General features: G+C 70.4%; 22 protein-coding genes. 12 read left to right on the top strand and 10 right to left on the bottom strand.

What is annotated here, in order from left to right; genetic code table 11:
• Positions 1–65: 65 nt before the first annotated feature.
• The 3 genes from BJ971_RS39520 to BJ971_RS39510 form a co-directional block, all read right to left on the bottom strand.
• Entirely contained in the window at positions 66–800 is a 735-nt protein-coding gene (locus BJ971_RS39520) for an AIM24 family protein (protein ID WP_184998374.1), read from the bottom strand.
• Positions 801–865: 65 nt separating this feature from the next.
• Complete coding sequence (locus tag BJ971_RS39515) at positions 866–1,228, bottom strand: metallopeptidase family protein (RefSeq protein WP_184998373.1); 363 nt, start codon at positions 1,226–1,228, stop codon at positions 866–868.
• A 44-nt stretch (positions 1,229–1,272) separates the two neighbouring features.
• Positions 1,273–1,701, bottom strand: a complete 429-nt coding sequence (locus tag BJ971_RS39510; protein WP_184998372.1) for an OsmC family protein — start codon at positions 1,699–1,701, stop codon at positions 1,273–1,275.
• Between the two features lie 66 nt (positions 1,702–1,767).
• Between BJ971_RS39510 and BJ971_RS39505 the strand changes: the two genes are divergently transcribed.
• From BJ971_RS39505 to BJ971_RS39490, 4 genes are all read left to right on the top strand, one after another.
• Positions 1,768–2,508, top strand: a complete 741-nt coding sequence (locus BJ971_RS39505) for a hypothetical protein (protein ID WP_184998371.1) — start codon at positions 1,768–1,770, stop codon at positions 2,506–2,508.
• A gap of 48 nt (positions 2,509–2,556) precedes the next feature.
• Positions 2,557–3,819: a serine--tRNA ligase gene (gene serS, locus BJ971_RS39500; protein ID WP_184998370.1), complete on the top strand. Its 1,263-nt coding sequence runs from the start codon at positions 2,557–2,559 to the stop codon at positions 3,817–3,819.
• 109 nt (positions 3,820–3,928) lie between these two features.
• Complete coding sequence (locus BJ971_RS39495) at positions 3,929–4,741, top strand: HAD family hydrolase (protein ID WP_184998369.1); 813 nt, start codon at positions 3,929–3,931, stop codon at positions 4,739–4,741.
• Positions 4,741–5,547: an HAD family hydrolase gene (locus BJ971_RS39490; protein WP_184998368.1), complete on the top strand. Its 807-nt coding sequence runs from the start codon at positions 4,741–4,743 to the stop codon at positions 5,545–5,547. Before BJ971_RS39495 ends, BJ971_RS39490 begins: the two co-directional genes overlap by 1 nt.
• 4 nt (positions 5,548–5,551) lie before the next feature.
• Here the strand turns inward: BJ971_RS39490 and BJ971_RS39485 are convergent, their stop codons facing one another.
• Together BJ971_RS39485 and ddaH are read right to left on the bottom strand one after the other, a co-directional pair.
• The gene (locus BJ971_RS39485; RefSeq protein ID WP_184998367.1) at positions 5,552–6,121 is read right to left on the bottom strand and encodes a bacterial proteasome activator family protein; all 570 of its coding nucleotides are present in this window, start codon (positions 6,119–6,121) and stop codon (positions 5,552–5,554) included.
• A gap of 35 nt (positions 6,122–6,156) precedes the next feature.
• The gene (gene ddaH, locus BJ971_RS39480; RefSeq protein WP_184998366.1) at positions 6,157–6,984 is read right to left on the bottom strand and encodes a dimethylargininase; all 828 of its coding nucleotides are present in this window, start codon (positions 6,982–6,984) and stop codon (positions 6,157–6,159) included.
• 67 nt (positions 6,985–7,051) lie between these two features.
• On the opposite strand from ddaH, the gene BJ971_RS39475 reads away from it, so the two are divergent.
• Both BJ971_RS39475 and BJ971_RS39470 read left to right on the top strand, forming a co-directional pair.
• Positions 7,052–7,510: an Lrp/AsnC family transcriptional regulator gene (locus BJ971_RS39475; protein ID WP_184998365.1), complete on the top strand. Its 459-nt coding sequence runs from the start codon at positions 7,052–7,054 to the stop codon at positions 7,508–7,510.
• Between the two features lie 37 nt (positions 7,511–7,547).
• On the top strand, positions 7,548–9,443 hold the full coding sequence (locus tag BJ971_RS39470; protein WP_239087761.1) for a beta-propeller domain-containing protein: 1,896 nt from the start codon (positions 7,548–7,550) through the stop codon (positions 9,441–9,443).
• A 6-nt stretch (positions 9,444–9,449) separates the two neighbouring features.
• Here the strand turns inward: BJ971_RS39470 and BJ971_RS39465 are convergent, their stop codons facing one another.
• Genes BJ971_RS39465 through mobA form a run of 3 tightly spaced genes read right to left on the bottom strand, consistent with a single transcriptional unit; the run spans position 9,450 to position 11,436 of the window.
• Positions 9,450–10,538 carry a T3SS (YopN, CesT) and YbjN peptide-binding chaperone 1 gene (locus BJ971_RS39465; RefSeq protein WP_184998364.1) on the bottom strand — a complete coding sequence of 363 codons (1,089 nt, stop codon included), beginning with the start codon at positions 10,536–10,538 and terminating at the stop codon, positions 9,450–9,452.
• 59 nt (positions 10,539–10,597) lie between these two features.
• Positions 10,598–10,840: a DUF6457 domain-containing protein gene (locus BJ971_RS39460; RefSeq protein ID WP_239087762.1), complete on the bottom strand. Its 243-nt coding sequence runs from the start codon at positions 10,838–10,840 to the stop codon at positions 10,598–10,600.
• The gene (gene mobA, locus BJ971_RS39455) at positions 10,837–11,436 is read right to left on the bottom strand and encodes a molybdenum cofactor guanylyltransferase (RefSeq protein ID WP_275411403.1); all 600 of its coding nucleotides are present in this window, start codon (positions 11,434–11,436) and stop codon (positions 10,837–10,839) included. Before mobA ends, BJ971_RS39460 begins: the two co-directional genes overlap by 4 nt.
• Before the next feature lie 402 nt (positions 11,437–11,838).
• Here mobA and fdhD point away from each other — a divergent pair, with 402 nt between their 5' ends.
• Together fdhD and BJ971_RS39445 are read left to right on the top strand one after the other, a co-directional pair.
• On the top strand, positions 11,839–12,666 hold the full coding sequence (gene fdhD, locus BJ971_RS39450) for a formate dehydrogenase accessory sulfurtransferase FdhD (RefSeq protein ID WP_184998362.1): 828 nt from the start codon (positions 11,839–11,841) through the stop codon (positions 12,664–12,666).
• Between the two features lie 104 nt (positions 12,667–12,770).
• Positions 12,771–14,432, top strand: a complete 1,662-nt coding sequence (locus BJ971_RS39445) for an alkaline phosphatase D family protein (protein WP_184998361.1) — start codon at positions 12,771–12,773, stop codon at positions 14,430–14,432.
• Between the two features lie 66 nt (positions 14,433–14,498).
• Here BJ971_RS39445 and BJ971_RS39440 read toward each other — a convergent pair whose 3' ends face one another.
• Both BJ971_RS39440 and BJ971_RS39435 read right to left on the bottom strand, forming a co-directional pair.
• A complete protein-coding gene (locus tag BJ971_RS39440; protein WP_184998360.1) occupies positions 14,499–16,172 on the bottom strand; it encodes a DUF4192 domain-containing protein in 1,674 nt (557 codons plus the stop codon).
• A gap of 97 nt (positions 16,173–16,269) precedes the next feature.
• Positions 16,270–16,773 (bottom strand): GNAT family N-acetyltransferase, encoded by a 504-nt coding sequence (locus tag BJ971_RS39435; protein ID WP_184998359.1) that lies wholly within the window; start codon positions 16,771–16,773, stop codon positions 16,270–16,272.
• A gap of 56 nt (positions 16,774–16,829) precedes the next feature.
• On the opposite strand from BJ971_RS39435, the gene BJ971_RS39430 reads away from it, so the two are divergent.
• The 4 genes from BJ971_RS39430 (at position 16,830) to BJ971_RS39415 (ending at position 21,210) form a co-directional block, all read left to right on the top strand.
• Positions 16,830–17,711, top strand: coding sequence for a fructosamine kinase family protein (locus BJ971_RS39430; RefSeq protein ID WP_184998358.1), 882 nt, complete (start codon positions 16,830–16,832; stop codon positions 17,709–17,711).
• 473 nt (positions 17,712–18,184) lie between these two features.
• Positions 18,185–19,192 carry a GTP 3',8-cyclase MoaA gene (gene moaA / locus BJ971_RS39425; RefSeq protein ID WP_239087903.1) on the top strand — a complete coding sequence of 336 codons (1,008 nt, stop codon included), beginning with the start codon at positions 18,185–18,187 and terminating at the stop codon, positions 19,190–19,192.
• A 354-nt stretch (positions 19,193–19,546) separates the two neighbouring features.
• Positions 19,547–19,795, top strand: a complete 249-nt coding sequence (locus BJ971_RS39420) for a MoaD/ThiS family protein (protein ID WP_184998356.1) — start codon at positions 19,547–19,549, stop codon at positions 19,793–19,795.
• 68 nt (positions 19,796–19,863) lie between these two features.
• Positions 19,864–21,210 carry a metallophosphoesterase gene (locus tag BJ971_RS39415; RefSeq protein ID WP_417281807.1) on the top strand — a complete coding sequence of 449 codons (1,347 nt, stop codon included), beginning with the start codon at positions 19,864–19,866 and terminating at the stop codon, positions 21,208–21,210.
• Positions 21,211–21,277 lie beyond the last annotated feature (67 nt).

Genomic DNA, 21,277 nt, shown 5'->3' with positions numbered 1-21,277 from the left:
GGAGCGCTCCGCTCCTCGCCGGGCTAGGTTCTGTCCCGCGGGACAGAACCTAGGCGTGTCCTCGGTCAGCCGAGCAGGTTGCCGAGGATGCCGCCCTGCTGCTGCTGACCCTGTGCCGCGCCGCCGACGAGGCCGCCGGGGGGCTCCTCGGACGGCTGCACGACCACGAAGCCCTGGCCGGCGAAGCTCATCGTGAAGCGCTCGCCGGTGCTGCGGCCGAGCAGGGTGCCCAGGCCCATCTGCTCGGCCCGGTGGTAACCCGTCTGCAGGTTGGCCGACCAGCAGATCGCCGCCTGCGGGTCCACATAGGTCGGCTGGTCGACGCTCAGCACGACCGGGGTGCCCTTGGTCGTCACCGCGATCCGGCCGTAGCCGGAGAAGACGCAGTTGAACAGGCCAGCATTGGACATCATGCCGACGCCCTGGACCATCTTGATGTCGTAATTCAGGGTCGAGTCGAAGGCCAGCACGTTCGCGCCGTTGATCGACAGGGCGTCGCCCGGCTCGAGGTCGATGATGTGGATGTCGGCGGCGTTCTCGGCGAGGAAGACGTCGCCGCGGCCGCTGATCTTCATCAGGGGTACGCCCTCGCCGGTCAGCTTCTGCTTCAGGAACTTGCCGATGCCGCCCGAGCCGAGCGCCTCGAACTGAACCTGGCCCTGGTAGGCGACCATCGACCCGACCCGGGCCATGAACTCGCCGTTGAGCTCGGCCTTGAGAAGTTTGGAATTCTGCAGCCTGAGCCCGGGCTGGTTCGACTCCTTCTCGAGGTTTTCCGCCGAGAACAGTTCGCTGCGCATCAAGGTCCTCCTGTAAGCGTGGAACACCAGGGTAGGCGCAGGCGGCAACGCCACAGGTCGGCCTTTCAGCCCCATCCCAGCTCGTGCAGCCGCTGGTCGTCGATGCCGAAATGATGCGCGATCTCATGCACGACGGTGATCGCCACCTCGTCGATGACGTCCGTCTCCGTATCGCAGACCTGCAACGTCGGCAGGCGGTAGATGGTGATGCGGTCGGGCAGCACGCCGGCGTAGTCCCAGCCGCGCTCGGTCAGCGCCGTGCCCTCGTAGAGGCCGAGCAGGTCCATGCCCCCGTCGGGCGGCAGATCCTCCACGAGGATGACCACATTGCTCATGACCTTGAGCAGTTCGGGCGGCACCTCGTCCAGCGCCTCGCCGACCAGGTCCTCGAAGCGTTCACGGCTCATCTCGACCGGCACGCCGCCCATTGTGCTCCACCCGCGAGCATGCGCGGGCGGAGCACGGTCGGGCGTCAGGCGAGCCGGGCGCTCAGGCTGATCTCGGCGCCGGGCGACAGCAGGCGGGAGATCGGGCAGTTCTCCTTGGCACCCTCGGCGATCTTCAGGAAGGTGCCCTCGTCGATGCCGGGTACGTTGCCGACGGTCTCGAGGTCGATGCGGGTGACGCCGAAGCCGGCGTCGCCCTTGTCCAGGTGGACCTTGGCGGTGGTCTCGACGGAGGTCGGCGTGAAGCCGGCGTCGGCGAGGCCCTTGGAGAACGCCATCGAGAAGCAGCCGGCGTGCGCGGCGCCGATCAGCTCCTCCGGGTTCGTCCCCTCGCCCTCCTCGAAGCGGGACTTGAAGGAATAGTTCCCTTCGTACCCACCCTTACCGGTCTTGATCGTTCCGGAGCCTTCGGTGAGATTGCCCGACCAGCGGGCGGAAGCAGTGCGAATAGGCATGGCCTGACGCTAGTCCATGACTCGGGCCGCTGGCCGGTGGACGGGCCGGGGGTGATGATGGATCTCATGCCGGAAACACCAGCCGAGGCCGTCGTCCAGTTCGGCCCCGACGAGGACGTCGCGCCGCGGCGAACCCGCATCCGTCCCGGCGCGCAGCTGGCCGAGCTCGCGGGCGACCGCCGCGTGGTGCCGCTCGCCGCCGCGCTCGGCGGCGTCGCGCTGTTCGGCTCGCTGGTGTCCGAATGGCAGATCACCAACGTCGACGGAACCTTCTGGGGCGACGGCGAGGTGGGCACCCGGCCGCTGGAGACCACCGTCGCGGATCTGGGCGGCTGGGGCGGCGGATACCTGACCGGGCTGCTCCTGCTCGTGCCCGCGGTCGTCCTCACGTTGTTCGGGCCGGCCGCCGGCCGGCGGTACACCCGGCTCACCGCCCTCAGCGTCGGCGGCGCCCTGCTGGGGATGCTGGCCGCGGTGGGGTCGTACCTGGGCGACACGAGCCGCATCGTCGGCCAGATCGGCGCGACAAACCTCAAGGAGGAGCAGGTCACGATCTCGCAAGGCCGGGGCATCTGGTGCGCCGCCGCCGGGGTGGTGCTGACTCTGCTGGCCATGTACCTGGCGGGCCGGGTGTCCGGAGCCGAGCCGGCGCGGCAGGGCGAGGAGCCGGAGCCGGAGCCGGTCTGGTCCTGGCGAAGGCCGGCGGACGACGCGGAGGACGGGCCGCCCGACGCGCCGATCGGCCTCACCGTGACCTCCGCCAAGCCGTTCACGCCGACCCAGGACAACCGGGACAAGCCCAGCTGATGCATATCGGGGTGAAAGCGGGACATCGTCGCCGGTAGGCTCGACGTCGTGATTGACCTGCGGCTGCTCCGCGAGAACCCAGACCTCTTCCGTGCCAGTCAAGAGCTGCGCGGCGAGTCCGCCTCGGCGGTCGACGACCTGCTGCGCGCCGACGAGGAGCGCCGGGCCGCCACACAGCGGTTCGAGGCGGTACGCGCCGAGCAGAAGTCCCTGGGCACCGCGGTGTCGAAGGCCAAGGGCGACGAGCGCGCGGCGCTGCTCGCCCGCACCAAGGAGCTCTCGGCCTCGGTGAAGGCGACCCAGGCCGCGGCGACCGAGGCCGACCAGGCACTGCGCCAGGCCCACCTCGCCGTGCCCAACCTGGTGCAGGACGGCGTGCCGCCCGGCGGCGAGGACGACTTCGTCGTGCTGCGCGAGGTCGGCGACCTCCCCAAGATCGATAACCCGAGGGACCACCTCGAGATCGGCGAGGCACTCGGCGCGATCGACACCGAGCGCGGCGCCAAGGTGTCGGGCTCGCGCTTCTACTTCCTCACCGGCGTGGGCGCGCTGCTCCAGCTCGGCATGCTCCAGATGGCGATCGCACAGGCGGTCGAGCACGGCTTCACCCCGACGATCACCCCCGCGCTGGTCAAGCCGGAGGCGATGGAGGGCACCGGCTTCCTCGGCGCGCACGCGAGCGAGATCTACCGGCTCGAGGCCGACGACCTCTACCTGGTCGGCACGTCGGAGGTGGCGCTGGCGGCGTACCACTCGAACGAGATCCTGGATCTCGCCGACGGTCCCGAGCGCTTCGCCGGCTGGTCGTCGTGCTTCCGCCGGGAGGCCGGCTCGTACGGCAAGGACGTCCGCGGCATCCTGCGCGTGCACCAGTTCGACAAGGTCGAGATGTTCTCGTTCTGCCGGCCCGAGGAGGCCGCCGAGGAGCACCGGCGCCTGCTCGCCATGGAGGAGGAGATGCTCGCCAAGGTCGAGATCCCGTACCGGGTGATCGACGTGGCGGCCGGCGACCTCGGTTCGAGCGCGACCCGCAAGTTCGACTGCGAGGCGTGGGTGCCGTCACAGGGCCGCTACCGCGAGGTCACCTCGACGTCGAACTGCACCACGTTCCAGGCGCGGCGGCTCAACATCCGCTACCGCGACGAGGACGGCAAGGCGCAGACGGCGGCGACCCTCAACGGCACGCTCGCCACGACCCGCTGGCTGATCCCGATCCTGGAGAACCACCAGCAGCCGGACGGCTCGGTCCGGGTACCCAAGGCGCTCCAGCCGTACCTGGGCGGGCGGGACGTTCTCGAACCTGTTCGCTAACGAGTGAGACACCGGCCCGTTACCAAAAGTCATAGCCGCTGGTAGCCGGGCCGGTGTAACGTTTTCCTTCCGCCCTCCGCGGGGGCCGTCATCCCCCTCGGAGGTATTGATGGCCAGGCCCGGTCTCCCCAAGCTCATCGCGACCGACCTCGACGGCACCCTGGTGCGCAGCGACGACACGGTGTCCGCCTACACGCACGAGGTCCTGGATCGGGTCCGGGCCGCCGGCATCCGGCTCGTCGCCGCCACCGGCCGCGGCCCCCGGCTGACCCGGCTTACCCGCGAGGACATCCGCAACGCCGACTTCCTCGTGCTGGCACAGGGCGGCTGGGTGATCGACCAGGGTGAGGGCCAGATCCTGCGCAGCGAACGGCTACCCGGTCCGGACCTCGCCGCCGTGCTGGCCGATCTGGAGGCCGAGATCGGGCCGCTGTCGGTGATGGTCGAGGCGCTGGAGCACGACGACTCACCGCTCTGGGGCGACTACGACCCGACCTGGCGCTATCCGGTCGTCGTCGAGCAGCGGCCGCGCGCCGGGTGCCTGACCGGCGACGTGATCAAGGCCTTCGCCCGCTCCTTCGACCGGCACGTCGACGATCTGCTCGCCGCCGCCCAGCGGATCGTGCCGCCGCACGTGGCATCGGTCACTCAGGCCGGTCTGAACTATGTGGAGATCTGCCCGCCGGGCGTCGACAAGGGCACCGGCCTCGCGGTCGTCGCGCAAGCCGTCGGCGTCGACCCCGCGGACGTGCTGGTCTTCGGTGACATGCCCAATGACCTGCCGATGTTCGCCTGGGCCGGTTGGAGCCGGGTGGCCGTGCGGAACGCCCATCCGACGGTGCTGGCGGTCGCCGACGAGGTCACATTGACCAACGACGAGGACGGCGTGGCCGTCTATCTCGACCGGCTACTGTCGAGGTGATGCCACCTTTTCGTCTCGTCGCCTCCGACATCGACGGCACCCTGATCCGGTCCGACGGCAAGCTCAGCCCCCGCACCACCGAGATTCTCGACCAGCTCTACTCCCGCGGGATCCCGACGGTCCTGGTGACCGGCCGCCCAGTGCGCTGGCTGCGCCAGCTTTACGACCAGATGGTCGAGCCGCTGCCGGCGGTCTGCGCCAACGGCGCCGTGGTCTACGACCCCGACACCGACGAGATCCTGCGGGCGGCGCCGCTCTCCGTCGATCTGCTGCTCGACGTGACCCGGAAGCTGCGCGAGGCCGTACCGGACATCACGCTCGCCGTCGAGGTCGAGAACGGCCGGAGCTTCCGGTACGAGCAGAGGTGGCCGCTGCACTGGGACGGCGAGCACAAGACGGTACGCGTGGTCGCCTCGCACGAGGAGCTGATCTCGGTGCCGGCGGTGAAGCTGCTGGCCCGCTCCGCCAGCTACGGGCCGGACGAGTTCGCCGCGCTGGTGAGCAGCACTCTCGGTGGGCTCGCCGAGGCGACGCACTCGTCGTCGTCGGCGCTGGTGGAGATCTCCGCGGCCGGTGTCACCAAGGCCGCCGGGCTCGCCTGGCTCTGCGAGCGCGAGGGCTTCACCGCGCAGGACGTGGTGGCCTTCGGGGACATGCCGAACGACCTGCCCCTGCTGTCCTGGGCAGGCCGTTCCGTGGCGATGGGCAACGCCCACCCCGCCGTCCGGGAGGTCGCCGACGAGGTGACGCTCACGAACGACGAGGACGGCGTGGCCGTTTACCTCGAGAAACTCTTCGACCTCTAGCTGCTTAGAGGTACTGGCCGGTGCGGCCGGAGCCGTCGGTATGTGCGGGCATGCCGGGGATGACGCCGTTCGGGCTCATCGGCAGCGCCGGGCGGCCGGCGTTGCCGCCACGCATCTGCTCGAGCTGGAGCCGGGCCGCCATCTGCTGCGCGACGAGCGCCGCCTGGATCCCGTGGAACAGGCCCTCCAGCCAGCCCACGAGCTGGGCCTGCGCGATCCGCAGCTCGGATTCGCTCGGCGGGGCCTCACCCTCGAACGGCAGCGAGAGCCGCTCGAGCTCCTCCTGCAACTCCGGCGCCAGGCCGTCCTCGAGCTCCTTGATCGAGCGCTGGTGGATCTCCCGCAGCCGCCCCCGGCTGGCCTCGTCGAGCGGCGCCGCCCGGACCTCCTCGAGCAGCTGCTTGATCATGCTGCCGATCCGCATGACCTTTGCGGGCTGCTCGATCAGGTTGCCGGGCTCCTCGGGGTTGAGGGTGCCGTCGGACTCCACCGTGCCCAGGGGTCGGCCGTCGGGGCCCACCACCATGACGGAACCGTCTTCCTGCGTGTCTGGGTTTCGGGTGTCGTCGGTCATGCGATCCATCTTCCCGCACGCCGGCCAGGCAACCGTCAAGGGCGTAGTTCGGCCACCGCGCACTTCACCGAGCCGCCGCCGCGCTTGAGCTCGCTCAGCTCGACGTGCACGGGGCTGTAGCCCGCGGCGCGGACCTTCTCGGCCATCGCCGTCGACTCGGTGTTGAGGATGACGTGGCGTCCGTCACTTACCAGGTTGAGGGCGAACGCCTCGGCGTCCGCACGGTCGGCGATCACCGCGTCCGGGAAGAGCTGGCGCAGGACGCGCTGCGACGCCGCCGAGAACGCGTCCGGGTAGTACGTGATGTGCTTGTCGTCGAGGGCCGCCAGCGCGGTGTCGAGGTGGTAGAACGCCGGGTCCACCAGCCTGAGCGAGATCACCGGGCGCCCGAGGACCTCCTGCGCCTCCGCGTGCGCCGCGGGATCGGTACGGAATCCGTGCCCGGCCAGGATCAGGCCGCCGTACGCGCCCGGCAGGTACGCGAAGTCGCCCTCACCCTCGTTGACGTGCACACCTTCGGCGAAATTCCACGTGCCGCCGGCGTAGAAGTGCTGGTGCGCGATCGCCTCGGCGGCGCGCTCCGGGTGCTTGAAGCGGGCGCCGTACACCGTGCCGTCGACGGAGAAGGCGCCGTTGGCCGCGTACACCATGTCGGGGAGGCCGGGGCGCGCGTCCAGGACGTGGACCGTGTGGCCGAGGTCCGTCAGGGTGTTCCGGAGCAGTTCCCACTGCTTGAGCGCGAGAGCCGGATCGACCGGGACGGTCGTGTCCATCCAGGGGTTGATCGCGTATTCAACCGTGAAGTGCTCAGGCGGACACATCAGATATGTCCTGATACGCGGCAAGCGCTCCGTGTAGCTCATGAGGTAAAGGGTAGGTAGGCTGGAACGACCGAAACAGCTCGAAGTCTTGCTCGTCGGAGGCGAATCGTTGCAGATAGACGCCGTTGACCAGCGAATCATTGCGTTGCTCATCGCGGACGCCCGGACCTCGTACGCCGAGATCGGCGCCAAGGTCTCCCTCAGCGCACCGGCCGTGAAGAGGCGCGTCGATCGCCTGCGCTCCAGCGGGGTGATCAAGGGATTCACGACCGTCATCGAGCCCGCCGCGGTGGGCTGGACCACCGAGGCCTTCGTCGAGCTCTTCTGCACCGGCCGGACCACCCCCGCGCAGATCACCGTCGCCACCCGCCGCCACCCCGAGGTCGTCGGGGCCTACACGGTGTCCGGGCAGGCCGACGCGCTCGTGCACCTGCGCGCCGCCGACATCGGGCACCTGGAGCAGGCGCTGGAGCGGCTGCGCGCCGAGCCGTTCGTGACCTCCACCCGCAGCATGGTGGTGCTCTCGCGGCTGGTCGAGGTGCCGACGCCGGTGCCCGCCCCGAATTAGCAAGGAACCGTAGACGGGATCCGGGCGTCCCACCCCCATGTCGCGCCGCCCGCTCATCTGCGCCGTCCTGGCCCTCACGCTCCCGCTCGCCGCCTGCACCTCGGACCCCGGCCCGAGGGTGCCGCCGGCCGTACCGCCCGCCACCGCCGGCGGTAACCCCGTGGCGATGCGGCTCGTCGCGTTCGACTCATGCGAGCAACTCATCACCGACCTGCGCAAGGCCGCGAAGGCCAACGTCGGGCCGTACGGCTTCGGCGGCGGGATGGGCATGCCGGAGGCCTTCCTCCGTGACGGCGCCCGGACGGCGGCCGACTCGGCGTCGGCCAAGGGTGCGGTGGCCGGGGCCGCCGCACCGCAGCAGTACTCGGGCACCAACGTGCACGAGCAGGGCGCCGACGAGCCCGACCTGGTCAAGACCGACGGGCGGCGGATCGTCACCATCAGCCAGGGCTACCTGCGCGTCGTCGACGCCGCCAGCCGCCGGGAGACCGGCCGGCTCGACCTGGACGTGCAGGGCCAGCTCCAGCTGCTGCTCTCCGGCGACCGGGCCCTCGTGCTGGTGCCGGCGGGATACCTGCACCGGCGCTTCATCGACAAGCGGGCGGCGGTGCTAGAGGGGCCACAGGTGCTGCTCGTCGACCTGAGTGGGGCGCCGAAGATCGTCAGCCGCTACCGGGGCGAGGGCAACCTGGTCGACGCCCGGATGACCGGCAGCACCGCGCGGATCGTGCTCCGCACCACACCCCGGATCAAGTTCCCCGAATCGCCGACGGTCTCGGACGAGAAGAAGCGCCTCGCCGCGAACCGGCGCGCCATCGACGCCGCACCCGGCTCCGCGTGGCTGCCCGGCTGGGAGGTCACCGACGGCACGCAGACCACCAAGGGCAACGTCGACTGCGGCCGGGTCAGCCGGCCGACGGACTACTCGGGCGGCTCCCTCGTCAGCATCGTGACCTTCGACCTGGCCCGGCCCGCCCTCGGCAGCGGCGACCCCGTCACTATCGTCGCCGACGGCGACACCGTCTACGGCACCCCGGACAGCCTCTACCTGGCCAGCGACCAGCGCTGGCGGCTCGACCGCTTCTTCGGCCGCGCGGCCGTGCCCGTGCGCGAGGAGACCGACCTCTACAAATTCACGATCCAGGGCAACCAGCCGCCCGTGTACCGGGCCGCCGGGTCCGTGCCGGGCTTCCTGATCAACCAGTACGCGCTGTCCGAATGGGACGGGCACCTGCGCGCCGCCACCACCAACTCCAAGACCGAGCGGTCGGCCGTCCGGGTGCTGGCCGAGCAGGACGGCAAGCTCGTGCAGACGGGGATCGTCGACGGTCTCGGCAAGGGCGAACGGATCTACTCCGTCCGCTTCATCGGCGCCCGCGGCTACGTCGTCACGTTCAAGCAGACCGACCCGCTCTACAGCCTCGACCTGAGCAACCCGGCCAAGCCCGCGGTCACCGGCGAGCTGAAGATCACCGGCTACTCGGCGCACCTGCAACCGGTCGGCGAGAACCGGCTGATCGGTATCGGCCAGGAGGCCGACGCCAACGGGCGTACGCAGGGCACCCAGATCTCGCTCTTCGACGTCTCGGACCCGGCGCGACCGAAGCGGCTCGCCCGCTACCACCTGCCGCAGGCCTACTCCGACGCCGAGTACGACCCGCACGCGCTGCTCTGGTGGCCGGCCACGAACCTGCTGGTCGTGCCGGTGAACACCTGGACCGGGCTCGGCGCGGACAGCGAGGCGCTCGCGCTGCGGGTGACGGACGGCATCGCACTCACCGACCGGGTCACCCAGCCGAAGAGCGCCGCATACCCGCCGATGATCCAGCGCTCGCTGGTCGTCGGTGACGTGCTCTGGACGCTGTCGGAATCGGGCATGCAGGCGACCGACATGTCCACCATGGACCGCCTGAGCTGGCTGCCCAGCGACTGACGCGCCTTACAGGTACATCCCCGTACGGTGGTCGTCGCCTTCCTTCGTGCCCTTCGGAGGCACCGGCTTGTCGCCCTCGCCGAAGAAGCGCTTGCCGCCGAACTCGCCGTGCAGCCGGTCGTCCAGCTCGTCGGCGAGGCCGGTCATCACCTGCACGGCGAGCATGAGGTGGGTGGCCTGGAAGTTGCGGCCGAAGACGGGGATGGACGCCCAGACGGTGTCCTGCGCGCAGTAGAGCCGGCCGATCGGCATCCTGTTCGTCAGCTCGGAGAGCTTCATGTACAGCTGCTCGGTCGGCTCGACCTCGGTCAGGATCGGCGAGAAGACGTCGACAAGCGGCGGGTTGTCGCGAACCCGCACGAAGACCATGGCGGAACCGGCCCGGATGCCGATGTCGCCGTCGTTGTCGACCTGAAGCTGGTCGACAGTGGTCTTCGACATGGTCGCGACCACCGTGCGTACCCGCTCCTCCAGCGGGATGACCTCGTCGGCGGCGCTGGCGAGCGCCTCGGAGAGCACGCCGTCCTCGTCGAGGTCGTCGAGGCTCAGCTCGCCGGAGATGCTCGGCTCGTGCCGGGCCGTGCCCAGCGGCGCGGTCTCGATCGGCTCGTCCGCGCCGTCGTGCACGAGGTAGACCAGGAACGCGGGGTGCGGCGCGCCATACACGTCGCGCAGGGTGCGGGAGACGATCGCACCGACCTGCTTCGCGGCGGCGGTGTTCGAGCGCAGGCCGAACGAGTCGCCCGAATCGGGCAGCACGCCGGGCGGCGACCAGCCCAGCGCCACCAGGTCGGCGACCGACGAGCGGTTCATCCGGTAGCCCTCGGGCAGCCCCGCGTTGCCGACCGCGAGCGCCTCGACGACGCCGTCGGCCAGGACCCGCATGCTCACCGAGTACACGGCCGTGCCGGTGCCCGACGCCGTCGGATCGAGCGTGATGTCGACGTGCGCGCCGTCGGGCAGCGTGGGCAGCAGCGCGCCCAGCGCCCCGGCGAACTCCCGCCAGGCCTCGGTCACCTTCGCCCGCAGGTCGGCAGTGGTCGGGTCGTCGAGCAGGACGCTGTCCGACTGGTCAGCCGTGTTCTCCGCCATCATGATCGTTACCTCCGCCCCGTCACCCTATCGAGCGAGCGGCCGGCCCATAGGGCCGCGTCTCATTCCTGACCGTCGGCGGCCCAGCCGACCGCAAGGGCGGTGAGCCGCGCGGCCACGTCGGCCGGGTCCGCCCCGCGCCCCACCGCGATCCCCATCAGGTACGCCGTCACGGGCGCACCGGGCCGCAGAACGTTGTGCGCGACATCGCGGGCCACGTCGAGCACCGCCACCGTGTCGACATCCGCCGGTACGAGGTCCAGCTCGGCACAGGCGGCACGGATCCAGGCATCAAGCACGTTCACCGGGCCCATTCCTCCGCGGTCCGAAGGTCGTCGTCGGTGTCACAGTCGAACCACGGCGGCGGCCCCGGGCGCCGCCACGACACCTCTATGAAGCGCAGATGCTCCATGAGGTTCTGCATCGAGGCGCCGTGCAGGCCGCCACGTTCCTCGGCCACCTGGTCGAGGGCCTCGCGCAGCGCCGCCGTACGCCAGACCCCGCAGAGCGACTGACGACGGCCCTCCGCGTCCCGGTAGACCGCACCCTGCATCGGCGCCGACTCGACCGTGAGCCGAAGCACGTCGATGGCCTCGCCCGTGAGCAGCGGCAGATCGGCCGCGAGCAAAGCGGTGAAACTGACGTCGCTGGGAACGAGCTTGAGACCGGCCGCGGTGGCCGCCACCGGGCCGCCGCCGGGCGGCTGCTCGCTGGTGGAGGAGACCGGGACGGGCAGGTCCGGAGGGACCCGGCCGACCACTACCTGCGGGTCGGCGTCATGCACCGCGGCCAGGACACGCGTCAGCATCGACTGCCCGGCAACCGGGATGGTGGGCTTGTCAGCACCACCCATCCGACGCGCCGCACCGCCGGCCAACACCACCGCCGCGAATCCCCCCACGTACGTACCGTATCCCGTTGGCCGCACGAGCGTGACTGTGCGGACGCCTTTGCGCTCCCGGACGGGCTCCCCAGCCCCGCCGACCCCACAGCCCCACCAGCTCCGCGGTCCCATCAGCTCCGCGATCCCACCAGCTCCGCGATCCCCCGAAACCCCGCGACCTCGCCAGCTTCGGGACCCTGCCGGCTCCGTGACCTGAGTTCCGCGACCCCACCAGCTTCGCGACCCCGCCGACCCCCCGACCCCGCGAGCTCAACGACCCCAACCCGCTTCACGACCCTGCTGGCCCCGTGGCCGGGTCGGGCGGTGTTCCGGGGGTGGGCTTCGCCTACCGGGCGACTCTCGTCCGTGTCGCTTTGCGCGTCGGGCGGTCCGGGTGCCGGGCGGAATACGCTCGTCGTCATGGCGCGCACGACGAACCGGCGACCGGTGTTGAAGATCAACCTGGCTACGGACGCCGAGCCGCGGCGGCGGCCCGACGAACTGGCCGCCGAGGAACCGCTGGAGATCCGGCTCCGGCAGGCGGCGCTCGCCGTGACCATGCGGACCCCGGGCCAGGACATCGACCTCGCCATGGGCTTCCTGCTGACCGAGGGCATCATCCGTACGGCCTCGGACGTCATCACGGCCCAGCTGTGCGCGGGCACGGACACGCCGAACACGTACAACGTGGTCGATGTGGTGCTGGGCGCCGACGTGCCGCCGCCCGTCGTCGACCCGAGCCGGAACTTCTACACGACCAGTTCGTGCGGCGTGTGCGGGAAGGCGAGCATCGACGCCGTGCGTACCCGCTCGCAGTTCGACATCGCCGCGGACGCCTGCACGGTGCCCGCGCGGGTCCTCGCGGAACTGCCCGGCCGGCTGAGGGCCGCGCAGCGCACCTTCGACCGTACGGGTGGGCTGCACGCGGCCGGCCTGTTCACCGCCGAGGGCGAGCTGCTGGCGCTGCGCGAGGACGTCGGACGGCACAACGCGGTCGACAAGGTCATCGGCTGGGCCCTGCGTGAGGGACGGCTTCCGCTGGCCGGGCACGTGCTGCTCGTCTCCGGGCGGGCCAGCTTCGAACTGACACAGAAGGCCTGGATGGCCGGCATCCCGCTGCTCGCCGCGGTGTCCGCGCCGAGCACCCTGGCGGCGGAGCTGGCCGACGAGGCGGGTATGACGCTCGTCGGGTTCCTGCGAGGACCGTCGATGAACGTCTATGCCGGAACACAGCGCGTCATTGTCTGAGTTCATCCGGTCTTCGGCGGGCGGCAATCGCTTCCACGTAGCCGAGACATTCACCTTCATGAGGCTTTCCAACCTCCGATCACCGCAAGTGCTGGGAGCCTCGCATGACAGTCTCACGACGTACCCTCCTGCTCGGCGGCGCCGCGGCCGGCGCAGTCGGCGCGGTCGCCACCTGGCCGTCGGCGGCCGCGGCGACGGCACCGCCGCCGCCCTACCTGGGTTCGCTGCGCAGCGACCCGTTCACCCTCGGAGTCGCGTCGGGCGACCCTGAGCACGACGGGTTCGTGCTCTGGACCCGGCTGGCACCGAATCCGCTGGCCGAGGACGGCCTCGGCGGTATGCCGTCCCGCGACGTGCCCGTGCAGTGGGAACTGGCCGCCGACCCCAGATTTCGCAGAGTCGTACGCGCCGGCGTAGCCGTGGCCCGAGCCGGCGCCGCGCACACCGTCCACATCGAGCTGCACGGCCTGCTGCCCGCGCGCGAATACTTCTACCGTTTCAGGGCCGAGCGGTACATGTCCCCGGCCGGCCGGACCCGCACGGCACCGCTGCCGTGGGCGAGCGGCGGCACCCTGGCGATGTCGTTCGCGTCGTGCTCGCAGTTCGAACACGGCTACTTCACCGCGTACCGGCGGATGGCCGAGGACGAACCGGACCTCATCCTGCACCTGGGCGACTACCAGTACGAGTACGCGCCCGACACGTACAACATCCCCGGCGGCAACCCGCGCGATCACGCCGGCCCGGAGACGGTGACGCTGGCGAACTACCGGCAGCGGCACGCGCAGTACAAGACCGACCCGGACCTGCAGGCGGCGCACGCCATCGCACCCTGGGCCGTCGTCTTCGACGACCACGAAGTCGAGAACAACTGGGCGGACGAGGTACCGGAGCAGCCGGACCCCCTGTTCCTCGCCCGGCGCGCGGCCGCGTTCCAGGCCTACTACGAGAACATGCCACTGCGCCGAACCTCGATCCCCCGCGGCATCGACATGCGGCTCTACCGACGGCTGCACTGGGGCCGGCTGGCCACGTTCCACATGCTCGACACCCGCCAATTCCGCGACGACCAGGGCTGCGGCGACGGCTACAAGGACTGCCCGGCCGCGCTCGACCCGGCCCGCTCGATCACCGGCGCCAAGCAGGAGGCCTGGCTGCTCGACGGCTTCCACCGCTCGTCGGCCCGCTGGGACATCCTGGGCCAGCAGGTCTTCTTCGGCCAGCGCGACAACGACTCTGGTCCGGCGACGGTGGTCAGCATGGACGCGTGGGACGGCTACGCGGCCTCCCGCGACCGGATCACCCGCGGTTGGGTGGACGCGGGCGTACGCAATCCGGTGGTACTGACGGGCGACGTACACGCGCACTGGGCGGACGAGCTGAAGCTGGACTACGCCGACCCGACGTCACGAACCGTGGGTACGGAGTTGGTGTGCTCATCGATCACCTCCGGCGGGGACGGTGCTGACGTGGTGGGTGGCACGCACCCGTGGTCCTCCTGGAACCCGCACCTGCGCTTCTACAACAGCCAGCGCGGCTATGTCCGAACGACGATCACCAAAGACGCGCTGACCGCGGACTTCCAGGTGTTGCCCTATGTGACCCAGGCCGGGGCGCCGGTACACACGCGGGCAACGTTCGTGATCGAGGACCGTGTGCCGGGCTTGCACCAGGTCGCCGACAACCCGACGCCCGGTGGTAGCCCGGAGTTGCGGGCCGGTGACCTGGGGGCGGAGACGGTCCGGCAGGAGACCTCGCGACCCTGAGACCGCCGCCGTAACGCTCGGCCCCGGCAGCGCTCCCCCTTCAGCAGCGTTCAGCCACAGCAGCGTTCAGCCACGGTGACGGGTGGCCCGGCGGGCAATTCGCGGCCGGGCCACCCGCTTGGCGGGTCGGCCCATCACCCCGGCATCGTCATCACGATCAGGGTGACCCGCCCGCTCCGCACGAGTCACCCGCCCAGCACGGTTGGGCTGCTCAGCACGGGCGGGCTGCTCAGCACGGGCGGACTGCTCAGCACGGGCGGACTGCTCAGCACGGGCGGACTGCTCAGCACGGGCGGACTGCTCAGCACGGGCGGACTGCTCAGCGTGAGCCGCACGCTCCAAGGGCTCAGCCCGCTCCGGGTGCCCTGCCGACTCCACCCGCCCAACCGACTCCGCGCGGCCTGGGGCCTCCGGGTGGTCAGCTGGTTCCGGATGAACCGGGGTTTCGCAGTCGGGCTGTGCGTGCGGGCCTGGGCCGTCGTCGGGGTCTTCGCCGGGGTAGTGAGGGACGTCGGGCGCGCCGACGGCTGCGGGCCAGCCGTCCAGTATCGCCGGGTGCACCCCGTTGACCAGGGCCTGGTGGACCAGCATGGCGAGCGAGTAGTCCCGCTGCTCGTTGAGCGCCCGTTCCACGGCGACGCTTGCCAGCACGCCCGCTCCGGAACGCCAGGCCACGAAGGCGAGCAGCGAGGCCGGTGCCGGGGTGTATGCGGGCTCTACCCGGCGCACGACGTCCGACCAGAGCGCCAGCTCCCACGCCTCGGTGCGCGTCCTGGTCCAGGCGTAGTCGCGGACCGGCACGTGAAGGAGCAGCAGTCCCAGCCACGCGACCTCGTCGTCGGACAAGCGCCCGCCCGAGCGATAGCTGCGCTCGGCCTCCCGCACCGCTTTCCGGCCTGCCCGCCGCACCAGCTGAAAGAAGCGCGTCTCGTCCGGCAGGAACGGAACCTCGTCCTTCGCCCGGTTCGGCCCCTGCTCCGGTGCTTCGCGCTCTGGACCTGGCATCGGGACCGCAGGCCGGGCCGTCCGAGCCGGCTCGGTGTCATCCGGGCAGGTGGCGACTCCTACCGGCCCCGATTGGGTCGCCTCAGGCACGGTCGCCTCAGGCACGGTCCCCGCGAGCGCGATGCCCGCCGGCGCCGTCCCCGTGGGCGCCGCCGGTGCGTGGTCCACGGCGGCGAGGGTCGCCAGGCGGAGGACCGCGCGGGCGGTTGCCGCCGTCATCGCCTCGCGGTCGTCGCCGGTTGCCGGTGCCAGCTGCGCCGCGAACATCTCGCGGCTTGGCAGGGCCACCGCACCCGCGAACGTCGCCTCGGCCGCCACCACGCTGTCCGGCGGTTCGCACGGCAGTCCCTGCGGAGGGCAGCAGGTCGGATCCGAGCACAGGAATGACCAGTACCGCCCGTCCTCGACCCGCAGTTCCTCGATGATCACGAGGCCGACCTTGCGGAAGACGTCGGAAATGCGGAGGACGGCGGGCGTCACACGCTGCTTGTCGCCGTATCCGATGATCGCGACGGCCTGGACCTGCTGCCTGATGACCACGGACGCCAGGTGGAGTACCGCCGCCTTCGCCTCCTCGGCCGGCGCGTCCAGCTCGGGCAGGTCGGCCCTTACCGCGAAGGCGATCTCGGGGCCGAGCATCGCCACGACCGTGAGGCTGTCTGCCGGGTGGAAGCCGATCAGGAACGGCACAGCGGAGATGAGTTCGGCGGGAGAACTGACCTTCAGCTTCGTCATGGCGAGCAGAATGGCGGAGTCGGCGCGTCCGCCGAGTGCCGAAGATCGAGCCTGTGGATAACCCGGTTATCCACAGGGGGCGAGCGCGGAAACGCCCTCAGGAACGAAACTGCAACTCATGCAACTCCAGCCCGTCCTGCTGCCACTCGTGGGCATGCCGGTCCAGGTCCATGGTCAACTCGATCGACGACACCACGTCGTATCCGGCGGCGTGCAGGCTGCGGATCGCATCGACGTTGCGCGACGACGGCGAGATCGTCAGCGACAACATCCCGCGCTTCTTGGCCTCCGCCGCGACGTGTCGCAGCAGCTTGCGGCCGACACCCTTGTGCCGGTGCGAGCCGGTGACGACTACCGGCTCCACCTCGCCGGCGCGGCCCCGCATGATGAGGCCGACCAGCCCGATCACTCCGTCGTCCGCGTGGTCGGCGACCCACAGGCCGCTGAGGTCCAGCCGGGTCAGATACTCCTCGAAGCCGGCACCACCGTCGTCCGCGGAATCGCCGTACATCTGGTTGTGCTGATAGGTCAGCTCCGACCACAGACGGCGACCAGCGCCGTGATCGCTCGGCCGGTACGGACGCACCGCGACAGGTGTCATGCCGACATTTTGACTCCGAATCGGGCACGCCGTAACCCGAAGTGGAAGATAAGGCGGTGGATCTGGCGTACCTGCGCGCGCACCCCCAGCACCTCCCGACATTTCTCACGCATCAGCGGATACGGGAGACCCCCGTCGGAGGGGGTGATGTGTGCGCCGCATCCCGGTTGACCTTGGACGACGGCACGTCGCTGTTCACGAAGACCTGGCCCTCCGGAAGCGCCCCCGAGCACTTCTTCGCCACCGAGGCGGCCGGGCTGGAATGGCTCCGGGAGGCGGGCACCGCGCCGGTCCCGGAGGTCGTGGTCTCGCTTCCGGAGATGCTCGCGCTCGAATGGATCGATGCCGGTCCCGCGTCGCCACAGGCCGCCGAGCGGTTCGGACGAGACCTGGCCGGGATGCACCGCAAGGGCGCCGAGGCGTTCGGCGCCGGCTGGACGGGATTCATCGGCCCGTTGAGCCAGGACAACACGCCCTCCGCCGGACCCTGGGGTCCGTGGTTCGCGGAACGGCGACTGCGCCCCTACCTGAGGATCTCGGTCGACACCGACGCGCTTTCGGCGGCGGACGCCGCGGTCGTGGAACGGGTCATCTCGAAGATCGAGACCTTCGGCGGGGAGGAGCCACCCGCCCGCATCCACGGAGATCTGTGGCCGGGGAACGTGCTCTGGGCTGCCGACGGGCGGGCATGGCTTGTCGACCCCGCCGCGCACGGTGGCCATCGGGAGACCGACCTAGCTCAGCTCGCGCTGTTCGGCGGGGCCCCGCACCTGGAGACGATCTTCTCCGCTTACCAGGAGCTGTGGCCGCTGGCGGACGGTTGGCGGGAGCGAGTGCCGCTGCATCAGCTGCACCTTTTACTAGTGCACACGGCGGCGTTCGGGGGTGCATACCGGGCTTCGGCCCGCGCCGCCGCGGACGCGATGCTGGGCAGCTGAGGCCTGGACACGACTCCGGCAGACCCGACGCTGGGCAGTTCAGACCCGGGGGCGCGACCCCCACAGACCCACGCTAGGCAGCTCACGCCCGGGACACGACCCCCACAGACCCACGCTAGGCACCTCAGGCCCGGGACCCTGCAGACCCACGCGCTGGGCAGCTGAGGCCTCAGGACACGACCCCCGCAGGCTCACGCTGGGCAGCTCACGCCCAGGACACGACCCCCGCAGGCTCACGCTGGGCAGCTCACGCCCAGAACACGCATCCGTTGATCTCTTCGTTATCGGGGAGTCGGCGTTCCTGGATGTCGGCGCGGCCCCAGGACCGGCGGTGGGCTGCATCCCACCGGTTAGCGGGTACGGGCGAATGTCGTACCCAAGAGCTAGGTTCGACCAGTGAGCAACGTCGACGGGTCGTGCGGGTGGCTCCTGATTTCCGCGGGCGTGGGTGCCTGGCGAGGCCGGGGGCCGACGTGAGCGTGCTCGCCGACCGGTTTGGTCGGGTGGCGACCGATCTGAGGGTGTCGCTGACCGACCGGTGCAACCTGCGCTGCACCTACTGCATGCCCGAGGAAGGGCTTGCATGGATGCCGCAGGAGCAGCAGCTCACCGACGACGAGGTTGGACGGCTGATTCGCATCGCCGTCGAGCGGCTGGGCGTGACCGACGTGCGGTTCACCGGCGGCGAGCCGTTGATTCGGCGCGGGCTGGTGGGCATCATCTCCGCTGCTGCCGCGCTCAGTCCCCGGCCCAAGCTGTCCGTCACCACAAACGGCATCGGTCTCGAGCGGATGGCCGTGCCGCTGCTCGAGGCGGGGCTGGACCGGGTCAACGTCTCGCTGGACACGCTCTCGCCCGAGCGCTTCCGCGAGCTCACCCACCGCGACCGGCATGCCGACGTGCTGAAAGGCCTGGCCGGCGCGGCGCGGGCCGGGCTGACGCCCGTGAAGATCAATACAGTGCTGATGCGCGGGGTCAACGACGACGAGGCGCCGGAACTGCTCCTCTTCGCGCTGAACCATGGATACGAGCTGAGGTTCATCGAGCAGATGCCGCTCGACGCCCAGCACAAGTGGGACCGGCACGAGATGGTCACCGCCGAGGCGATCCTGGCGTCGCTGGAACCGTTCGGGCTCCAGCCCGATCCGGTTTCACGTGGAACGGCGCCGGCCGAAACCTGGATCGTGCCGGGCTACCGCGACGCGGCCGGCAACCCGGCCCGGGTGGGCGTGATCGGCAGCGTGACCAGGCCTTTCTGCGGCGATTGCGATCGCACCCGGCTTACGGCCGACGGTCAGGTCCGCAACTGCCTCTTCGCCACCGACGAGTCCGACCTGCGTGGCCTGCTACGTGCCGGCGCGTCCGACGAAGAGATCATGACGGCCTGGCAGGCCGCGATGTGGGGCAAGCGCGCGGGCCACGGCATCGACGACCCGTCGTTCCTGCAGCCCGCCCGCCCGATGTCGGCGATCGGCGGCTGAAATGTCTCCGACCGAACTGACGCCCGCCACCCAACTGACGCTCGGCACACAGCTGACATCCAATGCCCAACTGGCGCCCGGGACAGAACTAGCGCCCGGGACCGAACAGACACTCGCCACCCAATTGACACTCGGGACCGAACAGACGTCCGCCACCCAGCTGACGTCCGCCACCCAGCTGACATCCGCCACCCAGCTGACATCCGCCACCCAGCTGACATCCGCCACCCAGCTGGCACCTGCCACCCAAACGACGCCCGGGACCGAACAGGCGCCGGGGACCGAGCGGACACTCGGGGCCACTTCGTCGGCGCCTGGCGATGATCGTGGGGCTCGACGGTCGGGGGCCAGAGGATGAGCGGGATGATCGAGGTTCGTTACTTCGCCGGGGCTCGGGCCGCCGCTGGGACGCCGGCCGAGCGCGTCGCCGCCGCCTCCGTCGATGATCTGACGAGCGTCCTGACCGCGCGGCACGGAGAACGGCTCGCCGTGGTGCTCAAGGCCGCTAGTTTCCTGGTCGACGGCCTAGCCTGTCATGATCGACAGGCGGTGTTGCCCGTCGGCGCGACGGTGGATGTCCTGCCGCCGTTCGCTGGGGGTTGAGCTTGTTCGTGTTCCTTGGGCTGATCATCATCGTGATCGGCCTGATCCACTTTTACCTGTGGAAGCGGCTGGTTCGCGACCCGCTGCGGCCGGGCCGGCTGCGGAAGCTCGGCGGCTGGGCGGCGGTCCTGCTCGCCCTGCTGGTCCCGGCGACGCTGATCGGCACGCGACTCGGCCTTGAGTGGCTGGCTTGGCCGGGGTTCCTCTGGATCGCGCTGATGTTCTACCTGCTGGTGACGCTGGCGGCCCTTGAGATCCCCCGCCTGATCATCAACCGGTGGATCAGCGCATCCGAGAAACGCAAGTCAAACAGCTCGGAAGCAGCCCATCTCGTCGGAGCCACAGCCACAGCCGCCACCCAGGACGGCACCGCCACCCGGGACAGCACCACCGCCCGAGACGACGCCACCGCCCGAGACGACGCCACCGCCCGAGACAGCACGACCGCCCAGGACAGCACGACCGCCCGAGACGACGCCGCCACCCGGGACAGCAGCACCGCTCGGGACAGTGCTGCCGCTCGGGGCGCCGCTAGCCGGGGTAGCGCCGACGCGGCGGGTGTTGGTGGGGCTGAGGTGCCGGGTCAGCAGGCTGGGATCGAGCGTCGGCTGCTGCTCGCCCGTGGTGCCGCGATCTTCGCCGGTCTCACCGCCGCCAGCATTACCGGCTACGGGGTCAAGACCGCTCTTGGGCCGCCGCAGCTTGACCGGGTTCTGTTCCCCCTGGCCAAGCTCCCCCGCGCCATGGACGGAACCCGGCTCGCCGTTGTCTCCGACATCCACCTCGGGCCGCTCACCAGCCTCCGGCACACCACCCGCATCGTCGAGCTGATCAACTCCGTCAACGCCGACATCGTCTGCATCGTCGGCGACCTGGTCGACGGCAGCGTCGCGGAGCTGGGCAGGTTCGCCGCGCCGCTGGCCGGGATCCGGTCCCGGCGTGGCGCCTACTTCGTCACCGGGAACCACGAGTACTACTCCGGGCACCAGGAGTGGATCGCCGAGGTAGCGCGGCTCGGCGTACGGCCGCTGCGTAACGAGCGACTTGAGCTCGGCGGCCTCGACCTCGCCGGCGTCAACGACCTGGGTGGCGTGGACTTCGGGGACGGGCCCGACCTCCAGCGCGCCCTCGGTGACCGCGACCCCGCCCGCCCCGTCGTGCTCATGGCGCATCAGCCGGTCGTCGCGTACGACGCCGCGCCGTTCGGGGTGGACCTTCAGGTCTCCGGGCACACGCACGGCGGGCAGATGGCGCCGTTCAACCTGCTCGTGCCGTTGCAGCAACCCGTCGTGAGCGGGCTCGGCGACGTCGACGGCGTACCCGTCTACGTGACAAACGGCGCCGGATTCTGGGGGCCGCCGGTCCGGGTCGGTGCCCCGCCACAGGTCACGGTCATCGAACTGCGTACCCCGTAGAAGTGAATCTTCGGTGTTCTGCTGAGCCACGGCACGGATCTCCACAGGATTCAATCGTGGATCGGTT

It is taken from the genome of Amorphoplanes digitatis, from assembly GCF_014205335.1.
GTDB classification, from domain to species: Bacteria; Actinomycetota; Actinomycetes; order Mycobacteriales; family Micromonosporaceae; genus Actinoplanes; species Actinoplanes digitatus.
The sequence above is the reverse complement of the archived record's forward strand: the minus strand, read 5'-3'. Positions and strand labels throughout refer to the sequence as shown.